Below are 24,307 nucleotides of genomic sequence, written 5' to 3' on the forward strand. Positions count from 1 at the left end.
AGTTTTACTTTTTGACCTTCACTTTCCTTAATACGACGGCGCTACGTGCCGGGATATAAAGTTTCAGCCATTCTTTCTTTTCTTTCTTATATAACGGATCAAATTGCGTGAAATGCCTTATGGTATCATCAGCCAAGCCAAACCCCCCGAAACGGGTAGCGTCGGTGTTCAATACGACCTCATATTCTCCCTTCGGAACTAAGAAACCGTAATCCGTGAACGATTTCGTCGGGCTAAAGTTGAACACAAAAACCAAGTCTTTACGCATATAAGCCAATATCTGATCGCCATCATTATCCCAAACCTTCTGGATAGGGGTATCTTGGAAATTCTTCACATCCCCGATCAATTCCAACATCTCACGGTCGAAATCGCCCAAGAAATGGTACTTCAAATCCAAGTTGTCCACCAAATCCCATTGGCGGCGAGCGTATTTATAAGACCATCCATTGCCCTCCCTCGGGAAGTCGATCCATTCCGGATGCCCGAACTCATTTCCCATAAAGTTCAGATAACCGCCATTAATAGTAGAAGCCGTAACCAAACGGATCATCTTATGCAAGGCGATACCTCTATCTACCATGAAATTATGGTCATCTTTTTGCATATGCCAATACATATCGGCGTCGATCAAGCGGAAGATGATCGTCTTATCACCCACCAAGGCTTGATCGTGGCTCTCGGCATAACTGATCGTCTTCTCATCGGCACGACGGTTCGTCGTCTCCCACCAGATCGAAGACGGATGCCAATCCTCATCCTTCTTTTCCTTGATCGTCTTGATCCAATAATCCGGGATGTTCATAGCCATGCGATAATCAAAGCCATAACCACCATCCTCTATCTTAGCTGCCAAGCCTGGCATGCCACTCACCTCCTCGGCGATCGTTATAGCACCCGGGTTCACCTCATGGATCAATTTATTGGCCAAGGTTAGATAAGCGATAGCGTCGCCATCTTGGTGGCCATTAAAATAATCGCCGTAATTACAGAAAGCCTCGCCCAAGCCATGGCTGTAATAAAGCATGGAGGTCACGCCATCGAAACGGAAACCATCGAACTTATACTCCTCCAGCCAGAACTTACAATTCGACAATAAGAAATGAAGCACCTCGTTCTTTCCATAATCGAAGCACAGGGAATCCCATGCCGGATGCTCACGGCGTTCGCCACTCAGGAAATATTGGTCATACGAACCGTCAAAGCGGCCTAATCCCTCCACCTCGTTCTTTACGGCGTGGCTATGTACGATGTCCATGATCACGGCGAGCCCCATCCCGTGCGCCTCGTCAATCAGTTGTTTCAACTCGTCCGGCGTACCGAAACGGGAAGAGGCGGCGAAGAAGCTACTTACGTGATAGCCGAACGATCCATAATAAGGATGTTCTTGTATAGCCATGATCTGAATGGCGTTATAACCATCCTTCGCTACACGAGGCAATATATTTTGACGGAATTCATTATACGTCCCCACCTTCTCCTCGTTGGTGCTCATACCGATATGGCACTCGTAGATCAAAAGGGGAGACTTCTTAGGTTTGAATCGTTTATTCTTGAATTTATAAGGTTTCTCCGGGTTCCATACTTGAGCGCTGAATATCTTAGATTGCTCATCTTGCACCACCCGGCGAGTCCATGCGGGAATACGTTCTCCGCTACCGCCGTCCCACTCGACCAGCAACTTAAACAAGTCCTCATGATACATCTGCGCATCGGTCAAAGCGATCTCCCATACGCCATTCGCCTTACGTTTAAGCTTGTATTTATTATCTTTCTGCCATCCGTTGAATGTTCCAATCAAATAAATAGCGGTAGCATTCGGTGCCCATTCACGGAACACCCACCCTTTCGTGGTTTTGTGTAACCCAAAATAAAGATATCCGGAAGCCATCTCGGATAAGGTTAGTTTACCATTATTCGTCAGGCTCTTTTCTTTATCAATCACGTATTGATACCGGCCTTCTATAGCCGCCTCATAAGGGGCCAGCCACGGGTCATTTTTTATCAGATTTAGAGACTCCATGATTTATTATAATTTGGTTCTCGGCAAAGATAAAAGAAAAAAACATACCCATTGATAATATTAGGATATTTCTTATATTCGCGGTAAACCGTACAAAGATGAGCAAAGGAACAAAAAGTATAGCCTTTTACCTAATGATGATCCTCATTTTCGGTTCGCTGATGTACTTTATCGCCAAAGAAGGGGAAAGTCAGCAACTGGAAAATTCGATTGCGTCCATCCAAAACGCACCTAGTAATTTAGAAGAGGGATTTACCATATTTACTCAATTATTAGTACATAATATCGAGTCTTCCATAGGAATTCTGCTTTTACAAATCATCACGATATTGCTTACGTGCCGTTTGTTCGGTTGGTTATTCCAGAAGATCGGGCAACCCACCGTCATCGGCGAGATCGTTGCCGGAATCGTGCTAGGGCCGTCCGTATTAGGCAATTTATTCCCGGAGGCTTCCGCCTTCCTTTTCCCTGTGGAATCGTTGGTGAATATAAATATGCTGAGTCAATTCGGACTTATACTCTTTATGTTCGCTATCGGGATGGAACTTAATATCTCCGAGGTAAGGAAAAAGCTGAAAGAGACGATCTTAATCAGTCATACCAGTACGATCGTCCCCTTCTTTTTCGGTATGCTGACCGCCTATTTCGTGTACGACAAATATGCGGATAAGAGTACGCCTTTCCTCTCTTTCGCCTTGTTTATAGGTATCGCCATGAGTATTACCGCCTTTCCCGTATTGGCACGTATTATCCAAGAGAAAGGACTTACCAAGACACATTTGGGTACCATCTCGTTGGCAAGCGCGGCGAATGGGGATATCACCGCATGGTGCTTGCTAGCGGTTGTCATAGCGATCGCACAAGCGGGTTCGATGCTAAGTGCCGTTTACAACATCTTATTCTCGGTCCTTTACATAATGTTTATGTTTTTGGCGGTGCGGCCATTCCTGCGGATGATCGGACATATTTACCACAACAAGGAGGTAATCGACAAGGGGCTGGTCGCTTTCATCTTCTTGCTATTGATCACCTCGGCTTATCTGACTGAGATATTGGGATTGCATGCCTTGTTCGGCGCTTTTATCGCAGGGGTGGTGATGCCGGGAAATGTCAAATTCCGCAAGATCATGACCGAGAAAGTAGAGGATGTATCCCTTGCGCTATTTCTTCCCTTATTCTTCGTATCCACCGGATTACGTACGGAAATAGGTCTTCTAAACAAGCCTGAGTTATGGTGGCTATGCCTTATCTTCATAGTCGTGGCCATCGCGGGAAAGTTTGGGGGAGCGATGTTCTCCGCCCGATTCGTGGGTGAGAGCTGGAAGGATAGCCTATACATAGGGGCGCTCATGAACACCCGCGGGTTGATGGAGCTGGTCGTATTGACGATCGGGTACGAGATGGGGATATTGACACCTTCCGTATTCGTGATCTTAGTGCTAATGACGCTGGTCACCACCTTTATGACAACACCGTTGGTCTCATTCATCAAATTCTGTTACCGGGCGCATGACAAGCTGATGGAGCAAAAAGAGAGAATGCCATTGGAGGGGATATTCAAGGTACTGTTGTCCTTCGGACGAGCCGGAAATGGACAGATCATGCTGGACGTAGCCTACCAGATGTTCGCCCAAGGCAAAAACAAGCTGGAGCTGACGGCACTGCACTTAACGGTTGGCTCGGACGTAAACCCGCTACACACGGATAATTTCGAGGAAGTCAGCTTCGGCCCGATCCTTTACGGGGCCAAGAAGCTGGGCATTCAGATACAGACCCGCTACGAGGTATCGAACAACGCCGGAGTGGATATTTGTAGCATCGTAAACAATGAGGGGTACGATTTCCTTCTGGTCGGTTCCGGGATATCGATGAGCAACACGCCGGACGATATAGCGGCAAGCCATTATCGGGCCTCGTTCTACAACCGTTATTTCAAACGCTTCAAGGCTCCGGAATCCTGGTTTTATCCGGGTGCCTTATTGAAAGACAAGACGAAGATGTTTATCGAGCAAAGCAATTGCCCGGTAGGTGTATTCGTGAACCGGAATTTCGTCAAGGCATCGAACGTGATCGTGGTCATCGACTCCGAGGAGGATTTATTCCTGTTGGGATACGCCCAGACCTTATTGAAGTCTACACACGGCTCGGCCAGCGTACTTGATAAATCCAGCAGTACGACCCCGGGGAACGAGGTGATCAAGGAAGGAATCCTGCGATTCACGGAAGACGTGAAGCAGACCACGCTTCTACGAGAGAAAGACCTTACACCCCAGTCTTTCAACGGCTTCAACTTCATGCTGATCAGTTATAAGACATGGAACGATGTCTCCGAGCACCGGAAAGAAGCCTTGCAGAAGATGCCTTCTACGTTGATATTAAGCAAATAATCCGTTATAAATCCATATAAACCCGTCTTTATGAGAATCTGTCTTTTCTTCTTGATCACCGTTTTCCTCATGGGCTGCTCCTCTACGGAAAGCCAACGGCAGGAACCGGAAAACCAGACCTTGGAAACGATACTCAACCGCAAAAGCGTACGTAAGTACAAAGATCGCCCGGTAGAAAAGGAAAAGATAGACAAACTGATACGAGCCGGAATGGCCGCCCCTTCCTCCCGTGACAGGCGACCTTGGGAATTCATTATCGTAACCGACTGGAAAGCCTTGGATACGATGGCCGAAGGCCTTCCCTTCGCCCGGATGCTGAAAGAGACAAGGCAAGCGATCGTCGTTTGCGGCGATACGATCAAATCCTCCAACGCTTGGTTTCTGGATTGTTCCGCCGCCTCGCAAAACCTGCTACTTGCCGCCGAATCCATGGGATTGGGAGCCGTATGGACGGCTGTTTACCCCTATCCGGACCGGATTGAGATCGTTCGGAAAGAGCTTCGGCTACCGGATCATATCATGCCGTTGAACGTCATACCTGTTGGATACCCCATGCAGAAAGAGACTCCCAAAAACAAATACAACGTCCAACAGATCCATCACAATGGCTGGTAAAGCTATATGACTTCCAGATAACTCCGTCCGTTTCCCGCCCGGTTCACCCGAATCTGCACGGGAATACGTTCCGTCATTTCCTGTACGTGCGAGATAACGCCGATCTTGCGCCCTTGCGTACGCAGGCTCTCCAAGGCATCCATAGCGACCCGCAATGTCTCCGCATCCAAAGAGCCGAAGCCCTCATCGATAAACAAGCTCTCAACCTTCATCCGGTTCGAGGAGAGCGAGGACAAGCCTAGCGCCAAGGCCAGCGAGACCAAGAAAGACTCCCCTCCGGAAAGGCTATGCACGGTACGGATCTCATCGCACATATCCTGGTCGATCACCTGCAAGGCCAAGGTATCCGGCACACGCTCCAATCGGTAACGCCGAGATAGTTGCCGCAATTGCACATTTGCGTAACTCAACAAGACATCCAAGGTGTAGCCTTGGGCGATCCTACGGAACTTGGCGCCATCCGCCGAGCCTGCCAATTCATTCAGCTTCGCCCAACGCTCGCTCATCGCCCTCCGCTCCGAGAGCTCTTGCTGGAAGCCGGCTATCTTCCGCTTATTCTCCTCGTGCGTACGCAGACGGAAACTACATTCAGACTTTTGGGCCGTCATTTCCGACAGAGATTCCTCCAGCGTCTTCCCCTCGGAGTTCTCTTGATAGGCGACCATCCAGTTATCCAGCTCCTGCCGGCGTGCGGAAAGGAGACCGGAAGTCTCCGCCAGATCCTTCTTGATCTGTTCCGTAATCCCCCGGTATTGCTCCACCTCGCCGGCGTGCCTCGTCGTGCTCTCTTGCAACTGCTTCAAATGGCTCTTCAAGGTTTCCACTCGTTCGTGGAAGGTACGTTCCACCTGGTCGGCGGGCTGGCCTCCCAGCAGGAGATTCCGCTCCGAACGCAAACGGGTATAGGATTGATTCTTCTCGTCGTAGGCTTTCGCGGCGTCCTCGTACTGCTTACGCAAGGGAGGGAGGAAAGCCTCGTACGACTCCCGTTCCGCTTGATAGGCGCTCCGCTCCCGTTCCAGTTCCCGCAAGCGTTCCCCGTTGGCTTGCCACTGCCGGGCGAAATCCGTCAAGGTCTCCCGGAAGCTTTCCGGGTCCTTGTTCCAGCCCGTCTGCCATGCGTCATTCCCAAACAAGACGTTGGCGGCTGATAGGGATTGGGACAGCTTCTCCTGTTGCTCCCGCTTATCCAATTCTTCCCGGTCGATTTGCTCGGACAGGGATTGTAGCTGATTCCTTAATTCCGTCCGTGCGTTCTCGTCCGCGGCGAGTTGTTTATGCAGCTCCAGTTCTTTCTGTTGCAGGGCGGCGAGTTGTTTCCCGCAGGCCTCCTGCCGTTCTTTCCGGTCGAGAAACCGCTTGAGGCGCAGGGTAGCTTCCGAGATGCGATCCGCCAAGGCCAACAGACGCTCATGCGCCTCGTGAGAGGCGAAAGGATGCTCAAGGCTTCCGCAGACCGGGCAAGGCGTTCCGGCGGTCAGCTTGTCCCGCAGGCTTTTGATATCGCCAGTCGTCACGAACTGGGCTTGCTCCAGCAATAAACGCTCCCGTTCCGTACGGCAGGTCTCGATCGATCGATCCAAAGCCTCCGGTTCCAATTCCTTGAGGGCTAGCGCTACGGACTTCCGCTCTTCCTCGATCTTTACCTGTTCCTTGGCGTGCGTCTCCGCCTCCCGCCGCAAGGACTGTCCTCGCACCTCCAACCGCTGGATTTTCTGTCGGATAGCTAGCAAGGCCTTGTCCGACCGCTCGGCTGCCCGGCGAGCCGTGAGGCAGGTATCCAGATGGATCAGCAAGGCCGACAGTTGCTCGGCGATCCCCTCCTTGCTCCGGTAGCGTTCACGCCACGCCGTCAGCTTGTCCCATTCCTCCGAGGCTTTCTTCTGCCGCTCCTCCACCTTCCGGAGTTTCTCTTCCGCCTCCTGCTTCCGCCGGGAGAAGTCTTTCATCCGTTCATCGGCCTCGGAGCGGGCTTTCAAGGCCGATTCCAGTTGCACGTCCAGTTTCCGGGCCTGTTGCAATTCCAGTCGCAGACGCTTAGATTCCTCATCCGTCCTCGCCAATCGCACCTCTCCTTGCTCATACTCCTTCCTCGCGGTTTCCAGCGATGCCAACGCCCGTTCCAAGAAACGAGCGTTCTCCTCCCGCTGTTTTTCCTTCGAGGCGATCTGGACCTCGGCCGCTTTCACGGCCTCCCGTAAGCTTTGCCGCTCGGCCTTCGCCTTCTCCAAACGGGCCATCTCCCCCTCCAAGACCGAAAGGCGGGTTTGGGAGGCTTCCACCTCCTCCTCCGATAGAAGCTCTATGCCTTGTACGCGGGCGCATAGCCGCTCGTAGGCCTCCTTCGCCTCGGCGTTCTTGGCGAAGATCCGGCGGGAGATCTCCGAGTATTGCTCCGTACCGGTCAGTTTCTCCAGCAAGGAGGCCTTCTCGCCCTGCTCCGCTTTTAGGAAGGTAGAGAAATCGTTCTGGGCCAAGAGTACCGAGCGGGTGAACTGATCGAAAGTCAGGCCGATCAGCTCGATGATACGGGCTTGCAGGTCCTTGTTGGTTCCCGGCTCCTCTTTCCCGGCATCTATATTATATAATGTAAGGCGGGCAGCCTGCAAACGTCCGCTCTCCTTCTCCCGGGCCCGGGATACGGACCAGCGGGCGCGATACCGGCACCCGTTCAGCGCCACGAAATCCACCTCGGCGTAACCCGAGGCCGTCCCGCGGCGCAAGAGGAAGCGGGGGTCGCTTTGCGGCAACACATCCTCTTGCACGTCCCTCAGCCGCACGTTATTCTCCTTCGCCAGCTCCGTTCGCGGCGTACGGGAGAAAAGGGCGAGGCACATGGCATCCAGCAACGTGGATTTTCCCGCCCCGGTAGGCCCGGATATAGCGAAGATACCCGCCGAAGCCAAAGGCTCTTCCGTAAAATCAATGGAAAACTCTCCTTCCAGCGACGCCAGATTGCGTCCTCTGATCGCCAGCACTCTCATAAAGAAACCTCCCTCATCACCTCATTAAACAATGTCTCTATCTCCTCGGGCAACTCGCCTCCGTATCTCGCGGCAAACGTATGCCTCAGCATATCCAGCGGGGCTATCTTTTGCAAATCGTTATACGATAAGGCCCTCTCCTCCGCCTCCCCTTCCCGCCGGGGATACGAAGGAACGATGGAGGTGAGGCGGACCGCCTTCCCGACCAACGCCTCCTCTACCCGATGGCGGAACGTAGGGTCCGGCTCCGTCAGCAGGACCCGTATCTCCACGTAAGGCCAGCGGCTCTCGTCCTCCCTGCCCTCCTCCGGCTCCGGAAGCCCGGCGAGGCATCGCAAGACCTCCTCCGGAGGTAACGGGCTGTCCGGTATACGCATCAAGTCCGCAACTCTTGGGATCTCGATCGCCTCGATACCAGCGACCTTCCCCTCCTCGACCGCTACGGCTATCACTTGATGCCGGTAATTCTTCTCCGAGAACGACATGGGAAGCGGGCTTCCGGCGTAACGTACCGCCTCGCGCCCGCCGATCCGTTGCGCTTTATGGATATGCCCCAGCGCCGTATAAGCGATCCCGGCGTCGAAGGTATCCGCGGATACGGACTCCAGACCTCCCATGATGGCGCGCTCGCTCCGGTCGTCGTCCGACAACTCGGCTCCGGTAGCGTGGAGGTGTCCCAAGGCTACGATCGCCTCGCCGGGATTCCTCTGGGCATCGGCATAGGCGTAGAGCCGCCGGTACATCCGACCGATACCCGCCACATACGAATCAAGCTCTCCCTCGGGCACCGCCGGGTAATCCCCTTGGCGGAGGAAAGGCACCGCCAGGCAAAGCGCCTCCCGTTCTCCCGCCCGGTTCCTCAAGGGGACAACGAGCGATCCGAGATCGATCTCCCCGGAATCCGTCCTCCCCACGATACCTACAATCGAGGTATTCAATTCCTCCAGCAAGGGATTCGGGGCTTCCAGACGGATCGCGGAGTCGTGGTTGCCGGCGATGATCACGATCTGCAAGCCCGGATTCAGGCGATTCGCCTCCCGCAGGAAACGATAGAAACGGCGTTGCGCCCCCGCAGAAGGGTTCGTCACGTCGAACACGTCGCCGGCGATCAACAGGACATCCGTCTGCCGCTCCACCAAAAGATTTGTCAGAAAACCGAGGAAAGCCTCGTGCTCCGCCTCCCGGTCGTAGCCGAAAAAGGTCTGGCCCAGATGCCAGTCGGCCGTATGGATAAGTTTCAATGCCATTTATCTTCTTCTATTTTGATCCGGCAAATGTACTTCTTTCCCTTCAGATATCAGATTTTGGTAGAATGAAAAAGACGAATGATCAAGCGTATCCCCCCTTATATACCGGCAGCACGACCGAGAAGCGGCTTCCTTCTCCCTGCTTAGAACTCAGCGCTATCCGTCCCCCCAAGTTTTGTACGATTCCTTGGCAGATAGACAACCCTAGACCGGCCCCTTGGCTGAATTCATCTTGCTTGAAAAAACGGCTGAATACCTTCTCTTGTTCCTCCTCCGATAGACCGATCCCGGAATCCTCGACAAAAATCGCCGCCTCATCCGTCCCCCTCAGATGCTTAAATCCCAACTTTATATATCCGCTATTCGTGAATTTACAAGCGTTTGTCAAGAAATTGGTTATAACTTGCGAAAGTCTCTTTTTATCCGTATAGATAAACAAATCCCCCTCCGCCTCTTTCGAGAATCGTAGGTGGGCGGGGACCAATAACTGATGGGCGAGGTAAAGATCGTCTACCAACTCCTTGACGGAGCAGCTCTCTTTCTCGAATTTCATTTGTCCCGATTGAAGTCTCGAAACCTCCAGAATATCATTGATGAGCACCAACAGCAGATCGCAGCTCTGATTGATCGTCTTGGCAAACAGCTGCTTGTCGGCCTCGTCTAAGTCCTTCTCCGAGGCCAGCAGGTTCGAGAAGCCTACGATAGAGTTCAGCGGCGTACGTATCTCATGGCTCATGTTCGCCAAGAACTTTTGCTCATATCCCCTCATGAGGATAAGCTCTTTTTCCCGTTTCTTCATGTCATTGATATTGATAAGTATACCACTCACGTCTTTGCCTCCCTCCGCATTATCTAACGCAGGCATGGCGCTAAAGCGGAATTCCCACCATTCATAATCAGATCCGGCGAAGCGGGCACGGCATTGGAATACCTCCTTGTCCGCCTTCCATAAGGATTGCCAAAGTAATTTGAAAGCAGTGAGATCATCGGGATGTATCAGCCTCCACATCTCTTCCAACTCGATCCGTGATGACTGGTCACCGACAGGATACTCGAAAAAGAACTCCTCGTCCTTAAACTCCCAGATGTATATGCCTCCACACTGTATGGCCAAATCCAAGAAGAAATTCTTTTGAGACAGACGGGAGAAGATCATCTTGACTTGCCTCTTCTCCCGCCCATACAAGCATAAGACACCGATTAAAAATACGATAGTAGCTACCTCAAAAACAGGCCTCAGCCTATAATACTCAAATAAGGGAGTATGCTTAGGTAGCAAGTACAACCCCGTAAGCAAGGTTGCTAAAACTAAAAATATATAAAGTAGGTGTTTCATGGTTCTTTAAGTTTACGAGTACCTGCGGGACTCTGGTGGTAAATGGTTTTATTTCACTCCGCTCATTAACACTATTGTTTTTTTCTTAAGACTATTATTGATTTTCACCAGCTATTTAATAAATATTATTATCTTTGATCTCATAATCAACCAGAGTCCCGCAGGGACAACGCCTACACCTCTTCCACGATTATTTATCTACCCGGCATCTTCCTTACTCGTATCCGTACGGCTACATTCTTGTATCTACGTATCTGCATCCGTGTATCCGTACGGATACGAAGATGCAGATACGTAGATACAAGGACGCAGATACGTAAGTGCAAGAACGTAACCGTACGGGTACCCGCTTGTATCCGGGCAACAAAAAGCCGGTATCTGGGCGGGTACATGTAAGTACCTGCCCGGATACCGGCCCGCAGCTATCATCCTAGCCTATATCTCGTCCGGAGATTCCGAGTCGGAGCCGCCCGAGCCACCCGGTCGTCCTTCCGCCAGCTTGTCCACCCAAGCGAAAGTAGCCTTCTGAAGATCCGTCTTGAAAGCCTCGTCAGGCTGGAAGTTAAGGTTCACACTTTTGATATTCTTGGCGTTGACCTCCTCCTTGGTAGGTACCCCCAAACTGGAAAGCGTAACGCTGAAACTACCCCAGTTACCCAGTTTCACGCTCTCTCCTCCCAGCAGCCTGCGAAGCAAGATCTTACGAAGCTGGCGGATGGCCATCATCGCCTCGGAAGGATTCAACGTAGTCTCGTCGGCGAGTTCCATCGCTACCTCGGTCTCGTCCGCTTGGGCGGTAGTTACTTGAGTTACATACCATTTCTTAGGCGCTTCCTTGTCCAAAGGGTTTATTCGTTGCACGGGTTTTACTAGTATTGCCATGATAAATAGATTTATAGGTCTCTCTTGGATGGAGGCCCTGATTATTAAATCTTCAAAGATAACAATAGAGTTCCACTCTCACAAGTTAAAACCGGATTACTATTCGCACTTTCTTGAAAAAACTATTTGTAAGCAAAACCTAGCCAACTCATAATAATTTGTTACTTTTGCGGTGGTTTTAAATAGGAACAACATAATTAATAAACATACCTATGGCAAAGATTACAAAAGAGGAGGCCCTTCGGTACCATGCCGAGGGCAAACCGGGTAAGATCGAGGTTATCCCGACAAAGCCTCATAGCACGCAAACGGATTTATCCCTGGCTTATTCGCCGGGCGTAGCCGAGCCGTGTCTGGAGATCGAGAAGAATCCGCTGGACGCGTACGAATATACGGCGAAAGGTAATTTGGTAGCCGTAATCTCCAACGGTACCGCCGTACTCGGGCTGGGCGATATCGGTCCCTTGGCCGGTAAGCCGGTGATGGAAGGCAAGGGATTGCTATTCAAGATATTCGCAGGCATCGACGTATTCGATATCGAGGTGAACGAGAAAGATCCGGAGAAGTTTATCCAGACCGTGAAGGCGATCTCGCCCACGTTCGGAGGAATCAACTTGGAGGATATCAAGGCACCGGAGTGTTTCGAGATCGAGACTCGCCTGAAGAACGAGCTGGATATCCCCGTCATGCACGACGACCAGCATGGTACGGCAATCATCTCCGGCGCCGGGCTGATCAACGCCTTGGAGATCGCCGGCAAGAAGATCGAGGACGTGAAGATCGTGGTGAACGGCGCCGGAGCCGCCTCCATCTCATGTACGAAACTGTACGTGATGCTGGGAGCGCGCAAGGAGAATATCGTCATGTGCGACAGCAAGGGCGTCATCTCTACCAGCCGCCCGGACTTGAACGCCGCCAAGCGGGAGTTCGCTACCGACCGTCCGATCAAGACCTTGCAGGAGGCCGTGGTGGGAGCCGACGTATTCTTGGGCCTCTCCGTGGCGAACGTATTGACCAAGGAGATGGTACGTAGCATGAACGCCGACCCGATCGTATTCGCCTTGGCGAACCCGAACCCGGAGATCTCCTACGCCGATGCGATGGCCTCGCGGGACGATATCATCTTCGCTACCGGACGTTCCGACTATCCGAACCAGATCAACAACGTGCTGGGATTCCCTTATATCTTCCGCGGCGCCTTGGATACGCACGCCAAGGCGATCAACGAGGAGATGAAGCGGGCCGCCGTCTACGCCATCGCCGACCTTGCCAAGGAGCCGGTTCCCGACGTGGTGAACGCCGCCTATAAGCTGAAACGAACCACTTTCGGACGCGACTATATCCTTCCGAAAGCGCTCGATCCCCGCTTGCTGACCCGTGTATCTTGCGCCGTGGCGAAAGCCGCTATCGACTCGGGCGTGTCTCGCAAGACGATCACCGACTGGGAGGGCTACGCCAACCATTTGCGTGAGATGATGGGGTACGATAATAAACTCTTGCGCTCGTTCACCGATATGGCGAAAGCGAACCCGAAACGGGTGGTATTCGCGGAGGCGAACCACGTGAATATGCTGAAAGCCGCCGCCGAGGCGAAAGCGGAAGGTATCTGTTTCCCGATCTTGCTGGGTAACGAGGAGCGTCTGGCCAAGATCGCCGCCGAGGAGAATATCAGTCTGGACGGTATCGAGATCGTCAACCTCCGCCACGACCGTGAGACGGAACGCCGCCACCGCTACGCCCGTATCCTTACCGACAAGAAGGCGCGCGAGGGCGTGACCTACTCGGAGGCTTGCGAGAAAATGGTAGACCGTAACGCCTTTGGTATGATGATGGTGGCTACCGGCGACGCTGACGCTTTCGTGACGGGTGTATACAGCCGCTACTCGGAGGTTACCAAGATGGCGGAGCAGATCATCGGCATCCGCCCGAGTTACAAGCATTTCGGTGCCTTGAACATCCTGACGTGCAAGAAGGGTACGTTCTTTATGGCCGATACGTTGATCAACCGTCATCCGTCGGCCGAGGTATTGATCGATATCGCCCGCCTGACGCACGACGCCGTGAAGTTCTTCGCTCACGAGCCGGTTATGGCGATGTTGTCTTACTCGAACTTCGGTTCCGACAAGCAGGGCAGTCCGCTGAAAGTACACGAGGCGATCGACTTCTTGCATAAGACATACCCAGACATGGTAGTAGACGGAGAGATGCAAGTAAACTTCGCCCTCGACAAGAAGCTGCGCGACGATATGTACCCGTTCAACAAGCTGAAAGGACAAGACGTGAATACCTTGATCTTCCCGAACCTAAGCTCCGCCAACAGCGCATATAAGCTATTGGATACGCTGGGTATCACCGAGACGATCGGCCCGATCCAGATGGGATTGAACAAACCGATCCACTTCACCGACGTAGAAAGCTCTACCCGTGATATCGTGAACCTGACTACCGTAGCTGTCGTAGACGCTATCGTTCAGGAGCAGATCGAGAAAGAAAATAGATAAGTTTTGACGCAGATGACACGGATAACACGGATAAGAATAAAATAAATCCGTGTCATCTGCGTCATCTGCGTCTAAAAGATAGACCACCAAGAGTTTTGACACAGGGTCATGTCAATTTAGATAGCTTTCGATATTCGCTATTACCTTTTGCGACAATCGCTCCATACATTGCTCCGAGTGGCCGGAGACTTTCGGGGTATATATGACATTATCGAATTGCGTCAAGGTATCCGCGTAGTTCCCGATACCCACCTCATCGCATAAGAAGAAATTCCGCTTATGGGCGCTAAGCCAACGTTGTAAATCCGGGACACGGAAAGTAGGCCCTACCGACGTATTGATCAATATCTTCAGATTACCGAACAAACGAAACTCACCCGCCCCCAGAAGAATCGTATTACGAGGTAAGCAAGTACATAAAATATCCACCTCCGGCAGCAACTCCCGCAAAGGCAGGTAAGCGATACCGGCGGCCTCGGCATCCGGCTTACGGGTACGGCTGAAATAATAAACCTCAGCCCCCAAGAAACGAAGAGCGTCAGCGATCATTCTCCCGGTGCGACCCAATCCCACGATGCCTACTTTTTGCCCGCCCAGCTCATACGCCTTATGTTTCCACTGTTTCCCGCCAAAACCATGCAACAAACGGACCAGCTCGCTAATGACATACTCCACGACTCCCTCATCGCCATAGTCGCGGATGCCCAAGACCGTTATCCCCCGCTCACGTGCGGCGGCGATATCCACATTCGCACTAGACTCGCTATAGAGGGTACAGCACATCCCGATGTATTTGATATTCGGGCAAGCCTCGATCACGTTCCTCCGGATCTGTGTATTATAAGAGACGAGCACACAATCTGCGTCCCCGATCCGGTTCACGGTCTCCTCATCCGTTTCCGGAATGCCGGTATAAAAAACAACCTCTTTTCCAAGCTCCTTCAAACGTTCCACTCCCCATGTATTCAACCCGGTAGAATCTACCACTACTATTTTCTCAAACATATCTCACATTATTAATTACCATCTTCAATTAATTATCCCTCTCACAAAGCTATAAATAAAATAGCCGCAAAGGGTAACCTTCAGCACGACACTCAATAAAAAACCCGCGAACGCCCCAAAACCAGCCTTCAACGCATCCCCAGACGCCTTGCCTCCCAAAAGTTCCCCCACGAAAGCCCCCACGAAAGGACCCAGCAAGATCCCCCAAGGCGGAAACACGAATATGCCGGCCACGGTTCCCACGGCACATCCCCAATTTCCCCACTTGGACCCTCCGCTATACTTAGTCCCCAGCATGGGCGTAACATAGTCCATCGCCTGTGCCAACACGACCAGCAATCCCCACACGACCAACTCCGTAACCGTGAATTCCGCATAGCCTGTAAAATGCAGCAGCCACAAAGCCAAATACGCCACCGGCGGCCCCGGCAAGACCGGCAAAAAACCCCCCGCCAATCCCACCAACAAACAGATAACGCCTAGTATAACCAATAAGATATCCATACATTTCAGTTTTTAGGATATATAAATAGACAAAGATACAAACATTTCCCACCCTTAACTGTTTTGCTAAAAGCTAAATCTAAACATATATATTTATGCACAAACATTTACGCCTGACATGTTATGCTTTGTTGTGCTTGCTGGTACCGATCGGGGTAATGGCGCAGACAGAGCATACGTATTTAGACCGTGCCCTACCCGGGTCATGGTCTGAGGAAGGGAGTGATTTCCAGCAGACACTTCCCGTAGAAGATAATTGGTGGAGAAATTTTAAGGACCCGTTACTGGACTCGCTGATAGAAGTAGCCGTGAAACAAAACTATTCCGTGCGAATGGCGATGGACAGGATCGCCATGGCGAAAGCCAACCTGCGGTCGGCACAAGGAAGCTACTCGCCCACCCTAGGGCTTTCCGCTGGATGGACACGGCAACAAAGTAGCGGCAATATCAATCAGGTACCCAAGGCGATCACCCAATATTCCAGCGCTACCGTAGATATGAACTGGGAGGTGGACGTATTCGGGAGTATCCGGAACCGGGTGAAAGCGGAGAAAGAGAATTTCGCCGCCTCGAAAGAGGAATACAACGCCGCCATGGTCTCCCTTTGCGCTCAAGTAGCCTCCTCCTATATCAATATGAGGGAACTGCAACAAGAGGTAAAGGTAGCGCAACAGAACTGCCGCTCCCAACAGACCGTCGTACAGATCACCCAGAAACGGTATGAGACCGGGCTAGTCTCCAAACTGGATGTAGCGCAGGCGCAATCCGTATACTACAGCACGAAAGCCTCCCTACCGATGCTGGAGGCCGGTATCATCCAATATGCGAACTCCTTGGCGATCTTGCTAGGCCTGTACCCTTCCGATCTGCAAAAGATCATGGAGACAGAGGCCTCCTTGCCGGAATATATCGAGCCGGTCGGTGTAGGGCTACCGGCAAACCTGTTGCTACGCCGTCCGGATGTACGTGCGGCAGAACGGCAGGTCAATGCGCTTGCCGCCTCGCTCGGGGCCTCTAAGTCCGATTGGTGGCCGAAAGTATTCGTGAAAGGTTCGATCGGTTTCGCCTCCCACGACTTCGACAAGCTGGCGAATCATAATAGCTTGACCTATGAGATCGCCCCTACCCTTACGTGGAACTTCTTCCAAGGCACCCAGAAGATACAGGCTACCCGGTTGGCGAAAGCCCAGTTGGACGAGTCGATCCGGCAATTCAACCAGACCGTGCTTACCTCCGTACAGGAAGTGGATAACGCCATGAGCTCGTACAAGAACTCGATCAAGCAGATCGTAGCCCTCCGGGAAGTGGTAAACCAAGGAAAACAGACCTTGGATCTTTCCCTTGACCTCTATAAGCAGGGCCTTACGCCTTTCCAAAACGTACTGGACGCGCAACGCTCCCTCCTCACCTACCAGAACCAATTGACACAGGCTCAAGGTAGCTCACTACTGAACTTGATACAGCTTTATCAGTCATTGGGCGGAGGATGGAATCCTATGTAGGCCGTTCGATCCGATCGAACAAAAGCCCACTCAAACAATTAATATAAATAATCATTAAAGACAAAAGATATGAAGACATTTGTTTACATAGGGATTATCGGAGCCTCCGCCTTATTACTGGCGTCTTGCAAGGGGAAAAGCAAGCCGATGGAAACGCCCGTGCCCTCCATAAGCGTATCCACTCCGATCGTGAGGGACATTACCTTGACGAAAGAATACCCCGGATACCTTAGTTCACAACTGAAAGTAGACTTGGTAGCCCGTGTCAACGGATACTTGCGTACCTCTTACCTCAAGGCCGGAAGCCGGGTGAAGAAGGGCGATCTTATCTTCGTGATCGAACCGGACACCTATCAAGATAACGTCACCCAAGCCGAGGCTTCCGTAAAGACCTCCAAAGCCCAGCTGGAATATGCACGCAGTAACTACGAGCGTATGAAGGAGGCGGCTAAGAGCGGCGCCGTAAGCCAGATACAAGTGATCCAAGCGGAGGCTACCGTATCGGAGTCTGAGGCTGCCGTGAAGAATGCCGAGGCGGAGTTGAATACCGCACGGACCAACTTGAGCTATTGCTATATCCGTGCGCCTTTCGACGGTGCGGTTACCCGGGCCAGCTACGATATAGGTAATTACATCAACGGAGCCGTCCAGCCGGTTACCTTGGCCACCTTATACAAGGACGACTTGATGTTCGCCAATTTCAATATCGAGGATAACCAGTTCATGAAGATGATGCTGGAAGCCGCCCGCAACGATAGCACCGTGAAGCTTCCGACCGAGATCCTCGTCAGCATAGGCAAGGATGGCGGCAATGCGTATACGGGCCGGCTGGATTATCTATCCCCAAATATCGACCTATCGACCGGTACCCTGAACGTACGTGCCAATCTGGATAACCCGAAGCATGTATTGAAGAGTGGCTTATATGTCACCATCACCCTGCCGTATGCCGAGCAGCCGAATGCGGTCTTGGTTCGCGACGCCTCGATCGGTACCGACCAATTAGGGAAGTACCTTTATATCGTGAACGACTCCAATGTCGTACGATACCGTCCTATCGAGGTGGGCCAATTGGTAGACGATACGCTTCGCCAAGTGACCGCCGGTATCAGCCCCAAAGACTCCTATGTCACCTCCGCCCTGCTTAAGGTACGAGATGGCATGACTATCAAACCTATAAAATAAGCAAGCTATGGTAAAGTTCTTTATTAACAGACCGATATTCGCCACCGTACTTGCTCTGATCATCGTCGTGGCGGGTTTGGTCACCCTCAATATATTACCGATCGCCCAGTATCCGGAGATCACGCCGCCTACCGTACAGGTATCCGCCGTTTATCCCGGGGCGGACGCACAGACGGTAGCGCAAACCGTAGGTTTACCGATCGAGCAACAGGTAAACGGCGTGGACGGTATGCTTTACATGAGTTCAAACTCCTCCAGTTCGGGGGCTTACTCCCTGACGATCACCTTCGCCGTGGGAACGGATATCGACATGGCGACCGTCATGGTGCAAAACCGAGTGAGTATCGCCCAAAGTAGCTTGCCGGAACCCGTGATCGTACAAGGTATCACCACCCGCAAGCAATCCTCCAATATCGTGATGATGCTTACCCTAAGTTCCAAGGATTCCATTTACGACGGGTTGTATTTAAGTAATTACGCCACCTTAAATATGATAGACCAGCTAACCCGCCTGCCGGGTGTAGGCTCGGTACAGGTAATGGGAGCCGGAAACTATAGCATGCGTATCTGGCTAGACCCGGAGGCGATGCGTATCCGTAACTTGACGCCGGACATGGTCTATCAAGCCATATCCACGCAAAACGCCCAAGTATCCGCCGGTTACGTAGGCCAACCGATTCTACGGGCGGATAACCCCTATCAATATACCTTGACCGTGAAAGGACGGTTGACGACACCGGATGAGTTCGGCAATATTGTCCTTAAGACCGGACAAGGTGGCAAGATCCTGCGATTGAAGGATATCGCCCGCATAGAGTTGGGCAGCTCCTCTTACAACGTGGTCTCTAAATTAAGCGGACAGCCGACGGCTGCGATAGCGATCTACCAGCTGCCGGGCTCCAACTCCTTGGATGTATCGAAGGTGGTAAAGGCCAAGATGAAAGAATTAGGCAGTTCCTTACCCGAAGGCGTGGAATACAAAGTGACCTTGGATACGACAGAGGTGATCGACGCCTCCATCCATGAGGTGCTTATCACGTTCTTGGAGACAACCTTGCTGGTGGTCTTGGTTATCTTCTTATTCTTACAGAATTTCCGGGCGGTAGTCATCCCGTTCATTACGATTCCGGTCTCATTGATCGGTACGCTGGCGGTCATGGCGGCTTTAGGCTTCTCCATTAATACGTTGACCTTATTCGGCTTGATTCTGGCGATAGCGGTGGTGGTAGACGACGCCATCGTGGTGGTAGAGAACTCCACCCGGCTCCTCGATACCGGAAAATATACGGCCCACGAGGCGGTATCGAAGGCCATGGATGAGATCGTAGGGCCTATCGTGGGCGTGGTATTGGTATTATTGGCGGTATTTATCCCGACAACGTTTATCAGCGGTATCTCCGGGCAGCTCTATAAGCAATTCGCCTTGACAATCGCCGCCGCTACCGTATTAAGCGGATTTAACTCGCTTACGCTTACGCCCTCGCTTTGCGCCCTTTTCTTGGAGAAGAATACGGAAGAACCAAAATTCTTCCTCTTCAAAGGATTCAATAAGGTATACGGAAAGACTCAGAAGATGTACGACTCGATCGTGGAGCGGATGCTGAAACGACCGGGAGCGGCGATGATCGTTTACGGTATCATCACGGCGGTAGCGGTTATCTTGTTTATGCGTTGGCCGACAACCTTTATACCCGAAGAGGATGACGGCTATTTCCTAATCGTATCCCAATTACCCCCGGCGGCGAGCTTGAACCGGACGGAGGCGGTCACCAAGCAGATCGACGAGATCCTAAAGACATACCCCGAGGTGAAATCATTCATCAGCGTTAGCGGATTCTCCGTGATGGGTGGAGGGGAGCAATCCAATACGGCCACCTTCTTCGTGATCCTAAAGAACTGGAACGAACGTAAAGGTAAGGAGCATACGGCAGAGGCCGTGACCAACCGTTTCAACCGGGAGGCATCGGCTATCCAAGAAGCGCAGGTATTCGGTATGGTACCGCCAGCTATCCCGGGGTTGGGCGCTTCGGGCGGCTTGCAACTGCAATTGGAGGATCGTAAGAACCTAGGTCCGACGGAGATGCAGCATGCCGTGGAGACATTGCTGGCCAGCTACCGCTCGAAACCGCAATTGCTGAACCTTTCTTGTATGTATCAGGCCAATACCCCGCAGTATCTACTGAAGATAGACCGGGATAAGGTGCAGATGCTCGGTCTTCAGTTGAATCAAGTATTCTCCACGCTCAGCTATTATATGGGAGCGGCGTACGTGAACGATTTCGTGGAGTTCGGACGTATTTACCAAGTTAAGATCGAGGCGAACGGAGAGGCGCAGAAAGTGATCGATGATGTACTCCGTTTGAGTCTGGCGAATAGTAAAGGAGAGATGGTACCCTTCTCCTCTTTTATCGAATTAGACGAGCAATTGGGATTAGACCAGATCAACCTATATAATATGTATTCATCGGCGGCTATTACTTGTATCGCCAACCCGAAATATAGTTCCGGAGAAGCGATCCTAGCGATGGAGGAGCTGATACAGGAACAATTAGGTGATAATTTTGGATATGAATGGACCTCGGTCGCTTATCAAGAGACGAAAGCAGGATCTACGACGGTGATTATTTTCGCCATGGCGTTGCTAGTCGCTTTCTTGGTTCTCTCGGCTCAATATGAGAGCTGGACAAGTCCGTTGGCGGCTATCATGGGTTTGCCGATCGCCTTGTTGGGAGCTATTATCGGCTGCTGGGTGATGGGGGTTCCGGTAAGCGTATATACCCAGATCGGTATTATCTTATTGATCGCCTTGTCCGCCAAGAATGGTATCTTGATCGTAGAGTTCGCCCGGGATTTCCGAAAGGAAGGTAATCCGATACGGGATTCCGCCTTGGAAGCCGGACACGTTCGTTTACGTCCGATCCTGATGACCTCGTTCGCCTTTGTATTGGGTGTCATGCCTTTGCTTTTCGCTACCGGAGCGGGAGCGGCCAGCCGTATATCCTTAGGTGCGGCGGTAGTATTCGGTATGGCTATCAATACGATATTCGCCACGATGTTCATCCCTAACTTCTATGAACTGATGCAGACCATCCAAGAGAAATGGCTGAATAAAGGAAAGAAGACGGATGTTACGCCTAAACAATAGAAAGTTTCCAATCCTCTAATGAGGCAAAAAGAGAATAGCCATGGGTTTAGCCATGGCTATTCTTTTTTACTCCCTTCGGATACATTATTATATATTCTATGATTGGAATTAGGCGATTCCCAACAACTCTACCTCAAATATTAATGTGGAGAAAGCAGGGATCGGACCCGAGGCACGATTACCATAACCAAAATTGTAAGGGATATAGATTATCCATCTATCCCCTACCCGCATTTCTTGAAGAGCCAATTGCCAGCCTTCAATCACTTGGTTCAAGCGAAAGGCTTCCGGGCAACCCCGTTTCCATGAGTTATCAAATTCCCTTCCGTTAATCAACGTTCCTTTATAATGTACGGAAACTACGCTTTCCCGATTAGGAGAGACTTTGCCTGTACCCGCTTGTATTACCTTATATAATATACCACACGGTAATGTCCGGATTCCCTCTTCCGAAGCGATCTCGTCCAAATACAATAGATTCTTCTCTTTGTACTCCTCTTTTCTACTCATATATATTACATTATCTTACATTTAGCTCCGCAAATGTAGCAAATAGAAATAGAAACGCAATGGCATGGTAACACAATAGACATGCCAAACGTTCAAATACTATCATTATATGAATCTGATTCCCGCTTTTTTTATCATAGATCAAGAAAACATAGGAATCCGCAAAAAACATGCTATAAAACATACCACGTATGGAATAACGCCGTATATTTGTGTCGTAAAACATAATTGTAAAGCAAATATGGTAAAGAGATTGTTTAAACGTTACATCGATTTGCTAGGGTTTCAACCTTGGACAATTTGGGTTTACCGCATGTGGTAAACCTCACGATGAAAAAGAGGAAGGTTTAGGTTAAGGTTATCAGAAGTCCGGGATTAGGTTAGTAATAGGTTAAAAGGTTAAAGGTTTAGGTTTTCAATTCATTCGTTACTCGGACTTCAAAAGTTATGTGAGATTTAGAACGTGTCGAAAGGCACAGATTTATTAATTAAAAAGAAAATGAGCTATGAAAAGTTTTATTAGACATTTTTTGGATAGCTGCTTGAGATCACTCGCTGCTATCGGTCAGTCGGAGTTAACGAAATGGGGTTACAATAAATAAGTAACACCCCATTTTACCGGGAAGGTGAACATTTGATTTTTTCAAACCATACCGCGGTTGCTTGGCATCTTACCAGACAACCGCTTTTTTGTATCCATACCTTTTAAACAAGGTATCTTAGTTTCATAGAGAAAGTATCCTAAGTTCATTGGCGAAGTATCTTAGGTGTATGGGGCGATGAAACTAAGATACTTTTATAACTCATGCGCCTATCCCCACTGAGTTTCTACTACCCGTCTATATATTTATAGATATTAACTATTTGACAACTGTCTAACAACATCTTATTTTTGTTAGGAAGTTAAAAACAATTGTTGTTTCTAAACAGTTTTATTTAAAGATTACTTTATCTAAAATTCTTTATTGCGACATAAAAACTAAAGTTATGGAAGACAAAAAACTAACTGCCGCCAACGGGCGCCCTGTTGCGGACAATCAGAACGTACAAACAGTGGGGCCACGTGGCCCGATGGTATTACAAGACCCTTGGTTCATTGAGAAGCTAGCGCACTTCGACCGTGAAGTGATCCCAGAAAGACGCATGCACGCCAAAGGTTCCGGCGCATTCGGTACCTTTACCGTTACACATGATATCACAAAGTATACGAAAGCGGCTATTTTCAGCGAGGTAGGCAAGAAAACTGACTGCTTTGTCCGTTTCTCCACCGTAGCCGGAGAGCGCGGAGCAGCCGACGCAGAGCGTGATATCCGTGGATTCGCCATGAAATTCTACACAGAGGAGGGTAACTGGGACTTGGTAGGCAACAACACCCCCGTATTCTTCTTGCGTGATCCCCTAAAGTTCCCGGACTTGAATCATGCGGTCAAACGTGACCCGAAAACGAATCTACGAAGCGAGGATAACAACTGGGATTTCTGGACTTTGCTTCCCGAGGCCCTGCATCAAGTAACGATTACGATGAGTTCTCGCGGCATTCCTTACTCTTATCGACATATGCATGGTTTCGGTAGCCATACGTACAGTTTTATCAACAATAAGAACGAACGTATCTGGGTGAAGTTCCATCTCAGAACCCTGCAAGGTATCAAGAACTTGAGTGACGAGGAAGCGGCTGCGATCATCGCCAAGGATCGTGAATCCCATCAGCGTGATTTGTTCGAGAGTATCGAGCGTGGGGACTTCCCGAAATGGAAATTCCAGATCCAATTGATGACTGAGGAGCAGGCCGAGACCTATCCGATCAACCCGTTCGACCTCACGAAAGTATGGCCGCATAAGGACTTCCCGTTAATGGATGTCGGTATCCTCGAGTTGAACCGTAATCCGGAGAATTATTTCCAAGACGTGGAGCAAGCCGCATTCAACCCGATGAATACTGTCGAAGGTATCGGCTTCTCCCCAGACAAGATGTTACAAGGTCGTCTATTCTCTTATGGCGACGCCCAGCGTTACCGCCTTGGCGTGAACCTAGAGCAGATCCCGGTGAACAAGCCCCGCTGTCCGTTCCATGCCTATCACCGTGACGGAGCGATGCGTGTAGACGGAAACTATGGAGCCGCAAAGGGTTACGAACCTAACAGCTTCGGCGAATGGAAAGACTCTCCCGAGAAGAAGGAACCGCCTTTGAAAGTACACGGGGATGTTTATAATTACAACGAGCGTGAGTATGATGATGATTATTACAGCCAACCGGGTGCCTTATTCCGTTTGATGCCGCCGGGAGAGCAACAGTTGTTATTCGGAAATACCGCCCGTGCGATGGGTAACGCCCAACTGTTCATCAAGCAACGCCACGTACGCAATTGCTACAAGGCAGACCCTGCTTACGGTAAGGGAGTAGCTGAAGCTCTAGGAATCAGCTTGGAAGAGGCCTTGAAAGAAGACCGATAAAGTAGTAAGGCTACGATAGAAAGCGAT

15 protein-coding genes are annotated in these 24,307 nt (G+C 50.8%); 7 read left to right on the top strand and 8 right to left on the bottom strand.

Features of this window, described 5'->3' with window-relative positions; genetic code table 11:
- Nucleotides 1–4: 4 nt before the first annotated feature.
- Nucleotides 5–2,023, bottom strand: a complete 2,019-nt coding sequence (locus DWX33_RS19655; protein ID WP_122380932.1) for an alpha amylase C-terminal domain-containing protein — start codon at nt 2,021–2,023, stop codon at nt 5–7.
- 98 nt (nt 2,024–2,121) lie between these two features.
- Here DWX33_RS19655 and DWX33_RS19660 point away from each other — a divergent pair, with 98 nt between their 5' ends.
- Nucleotides 2,122–4,410 carry a cation:proton antiporter gene (locus tag DWX33_RS19660; RefSeq protein ID WP_044544765.1) on the top strand — a complete coding sequence of 763 codons (2,289 nt, stop codon included), beginning with the start codon at nt 2,122–2,124 and terminating at the stop codon, nt 4,408–4,410.
- A gap of 30 nt (nt 4,411–4,440) precedes the next feature.
- On the top strand, nt 4,441–5,025 hold the full coding sequence (locus DWX33_RS19665; RefSeq protein WP_005866231.1) for a nitroreductase family protein: 585 nt from the start codon (nt 4,441–4,443) through the stop codon (nt 5,023–5,025).
- A 2-nt stretch (nt 5,026–5,027) separates the two neighbouring features.
- On the opposite strand, the gene DWX33_RS19670 is transcribed toward DWX33_RS19665, so the two are convergent.
- The 4 genes from DWX33_RS19670 to DWX33_RS19685 form a co-directional block, all read right to left on the bottom strand.
- The gene (locus tag DWX33_RS19670) at nt 5,028–8,009 is read right to left on the bottom strand and encodes an AAA family ATPase (protein ID WP_122380933.1); all 2,982 of its coding nucleotides are present in this window, start codon (nt 8,007–8,009) and stop codon (nt 5,028–5,030) included.
- Nucleotides 8,006–9,256 carry an exonuclease SbcCD subunit D C-terminal domain-containing protein gene (locus DWX33_RS19675; protein ID WP_122380934.1) on the bottom strand — a complete coding sequence of 417 codons (1,251 nt, stop codon included), beginning with the start codon at nt 9,254–9,256 and terminating at the stop codon, nt 8,006–8,008. Before DWX33_RS19675 ends, DWX33_RS19670 begins: the two co-directional genes overlap by 4 nt.
- Before the next feature lie 82 nt (nt 9,257–9,338).
- Nucleotides 9,339–10,592, bottom strand: coding sequence for a HAMP domain-containing sensor histidine kinase (locus DWX33_RS19680; protein WP_122380935.1), 1,254 nt, complete (start codon nt 10,590–10,592; stop codon nt 9,339–9,341).
- 435 nt (nt 10,593–11,027) lie between these two features.
- A complete protein-coding gene (locus DWX33_RS19685) occupies nt 11,028–11,474 on the bottom strand; it encodes a DNA-binding protein (protein WP_005858196.1) in 447 nt (148 codons plus the stop codon).
- A gap of 212 nt (nt 11,475–11,686) precedes the next feature.
- Here DWX33_RS19685 and DWX33_RS19690 point away from each other — a divergent pair, with 212 nt between their 5' ends.
- Nucleotides 11,687–13,975 carry an NADP-dependent malic enzyme gene (locus DWX33_RS19690; RefSeq protein ID WP_022192243.1) on the top strand — a complete coding sequence of 763 codons (2,289 nt, stop codon included), beginning with the start codon at nt 11,687–11,689 and terminating at the stop codon, nt 13,973–13,975.
- 111 nt (nt 13,976–14,086) lie between these two features.
- Here the strand turns inward: DWX33_RS19690 and DWX33_RS19695 are convergent, their stop codons facing one another.
- Together DWX33_RS19695 and DWX33_RS19700 are read right to left on the bottom strand one after the other, a co-directional pair.
- Nucleotides 14,087–14,980, bottom strand: a complete 894-nt coding sequence (locus tag DWX33_RS19695) for a D-isomer specific 2-hydroxyacid dehydrogenase family protein (protein ID WP_122369326.1) — start codon at nt 14,978–14,980, stop codon at nt 14,087–14,089.
- A gap of 24 nt (nt 14,981–15,004) precedes the next feature.
- Entirely contained in the window at nt 15,005–15,484 is a 480-nt protein-coding gene (locus DWX33_RS19700; RefSeq protein ID WP_122380936.1) for a DUF456 domain-containing protein, read from the bottom strand.
- 95 nt (nt 15,485–15,579) lie between these two features.
- On the opposite strand from DWX33_RS19700, the gene DWX33_RS19705 reads away from it, so the two are divergent.
- The 3 genes from DWX33_RS19705 (at nt 15,580) to DWX33_RS19715 (ending at nt 21,316) form a co-directional block, all read left to right on the top strand.
- Nucleotides 15,580–16,986, top strand: coding sequence for an efflux transporter outer membrane subunit (locus tag DWX33_RS19705; protein ID WP_087345911.1), 1,407 nt, complete (start codon nt 15,580–15,582; stop codon nt 16,984–16,986).
- Nucleotides 16,987–17,055: 69 nt separating this feature from the next.
- Nucleotides 17,056–18,171, top strand: coding sequence for an efflux RND transporter periplasmic adaptor subunit (locus DWX33_RS19710; protein WP_005858206.1), 1,116 nt, complete (start codon nt 17,056–17,058; stop codon nt 18,169–18,171).
- A gap of 7 nt (nt 18,172–18,178) precedes the next feature.
- Nucleotides 18,179–21,316 (top strand): efflux RND transporter permease subunit, encoded by a 3,138-nt coding sequence (locus tag DWX33_RS19715; protein WP_057325955.1) that lies wholly within the window; start codon nt 18,179–18,181, stop codon nt 21,314–21,316.
- Between the two features lie 108 nt (nt 21,317–21,424).
- On the opposite strand, the gene DWX33_RS19720 is transcribed toward DWX33_RS19715, so the two are convergent.
- Entirely contained in the window at nt 21,425–21,826 is a 402-nt protein-coding gene (locus DWX33_RS19720; protein WP_005866204.1) for an FKBP-type peptidyl-prolyl cis-trans isomerase, read from the bottom strand.
- 987 nt (nt 21,827–22,813) lie between these two features.
- On the opposite strand from DWX33_RS19720, the gene DWX33_RS19730 reads away from it, so the two are divergent.
- Nucleotides 22,814–24,280 carry a catalase gene (locus DWX33_RS19730; RefSeq protein WP_122380937.1) on the top strand — a complete coding sequence of 489 codons (1,467 nt, stop codon included), beginning with the start codon at nt 22,814–22,816 and terminating at the stop codon, nt 24,278–24,280.
- Nucleotides 24,281–24,307 lie beyond the last annotated feature (27 nt).

It is taken from the genome of Parabacteroides sp. AF19-14 (genome assembly GCF_003635485.1).
GTDB lineage: Bacteria > Bacteroidota > Bacteroidia > Bacteroidales > Tannerellaceae > Parabacteroides > Parabacteroides distasonis.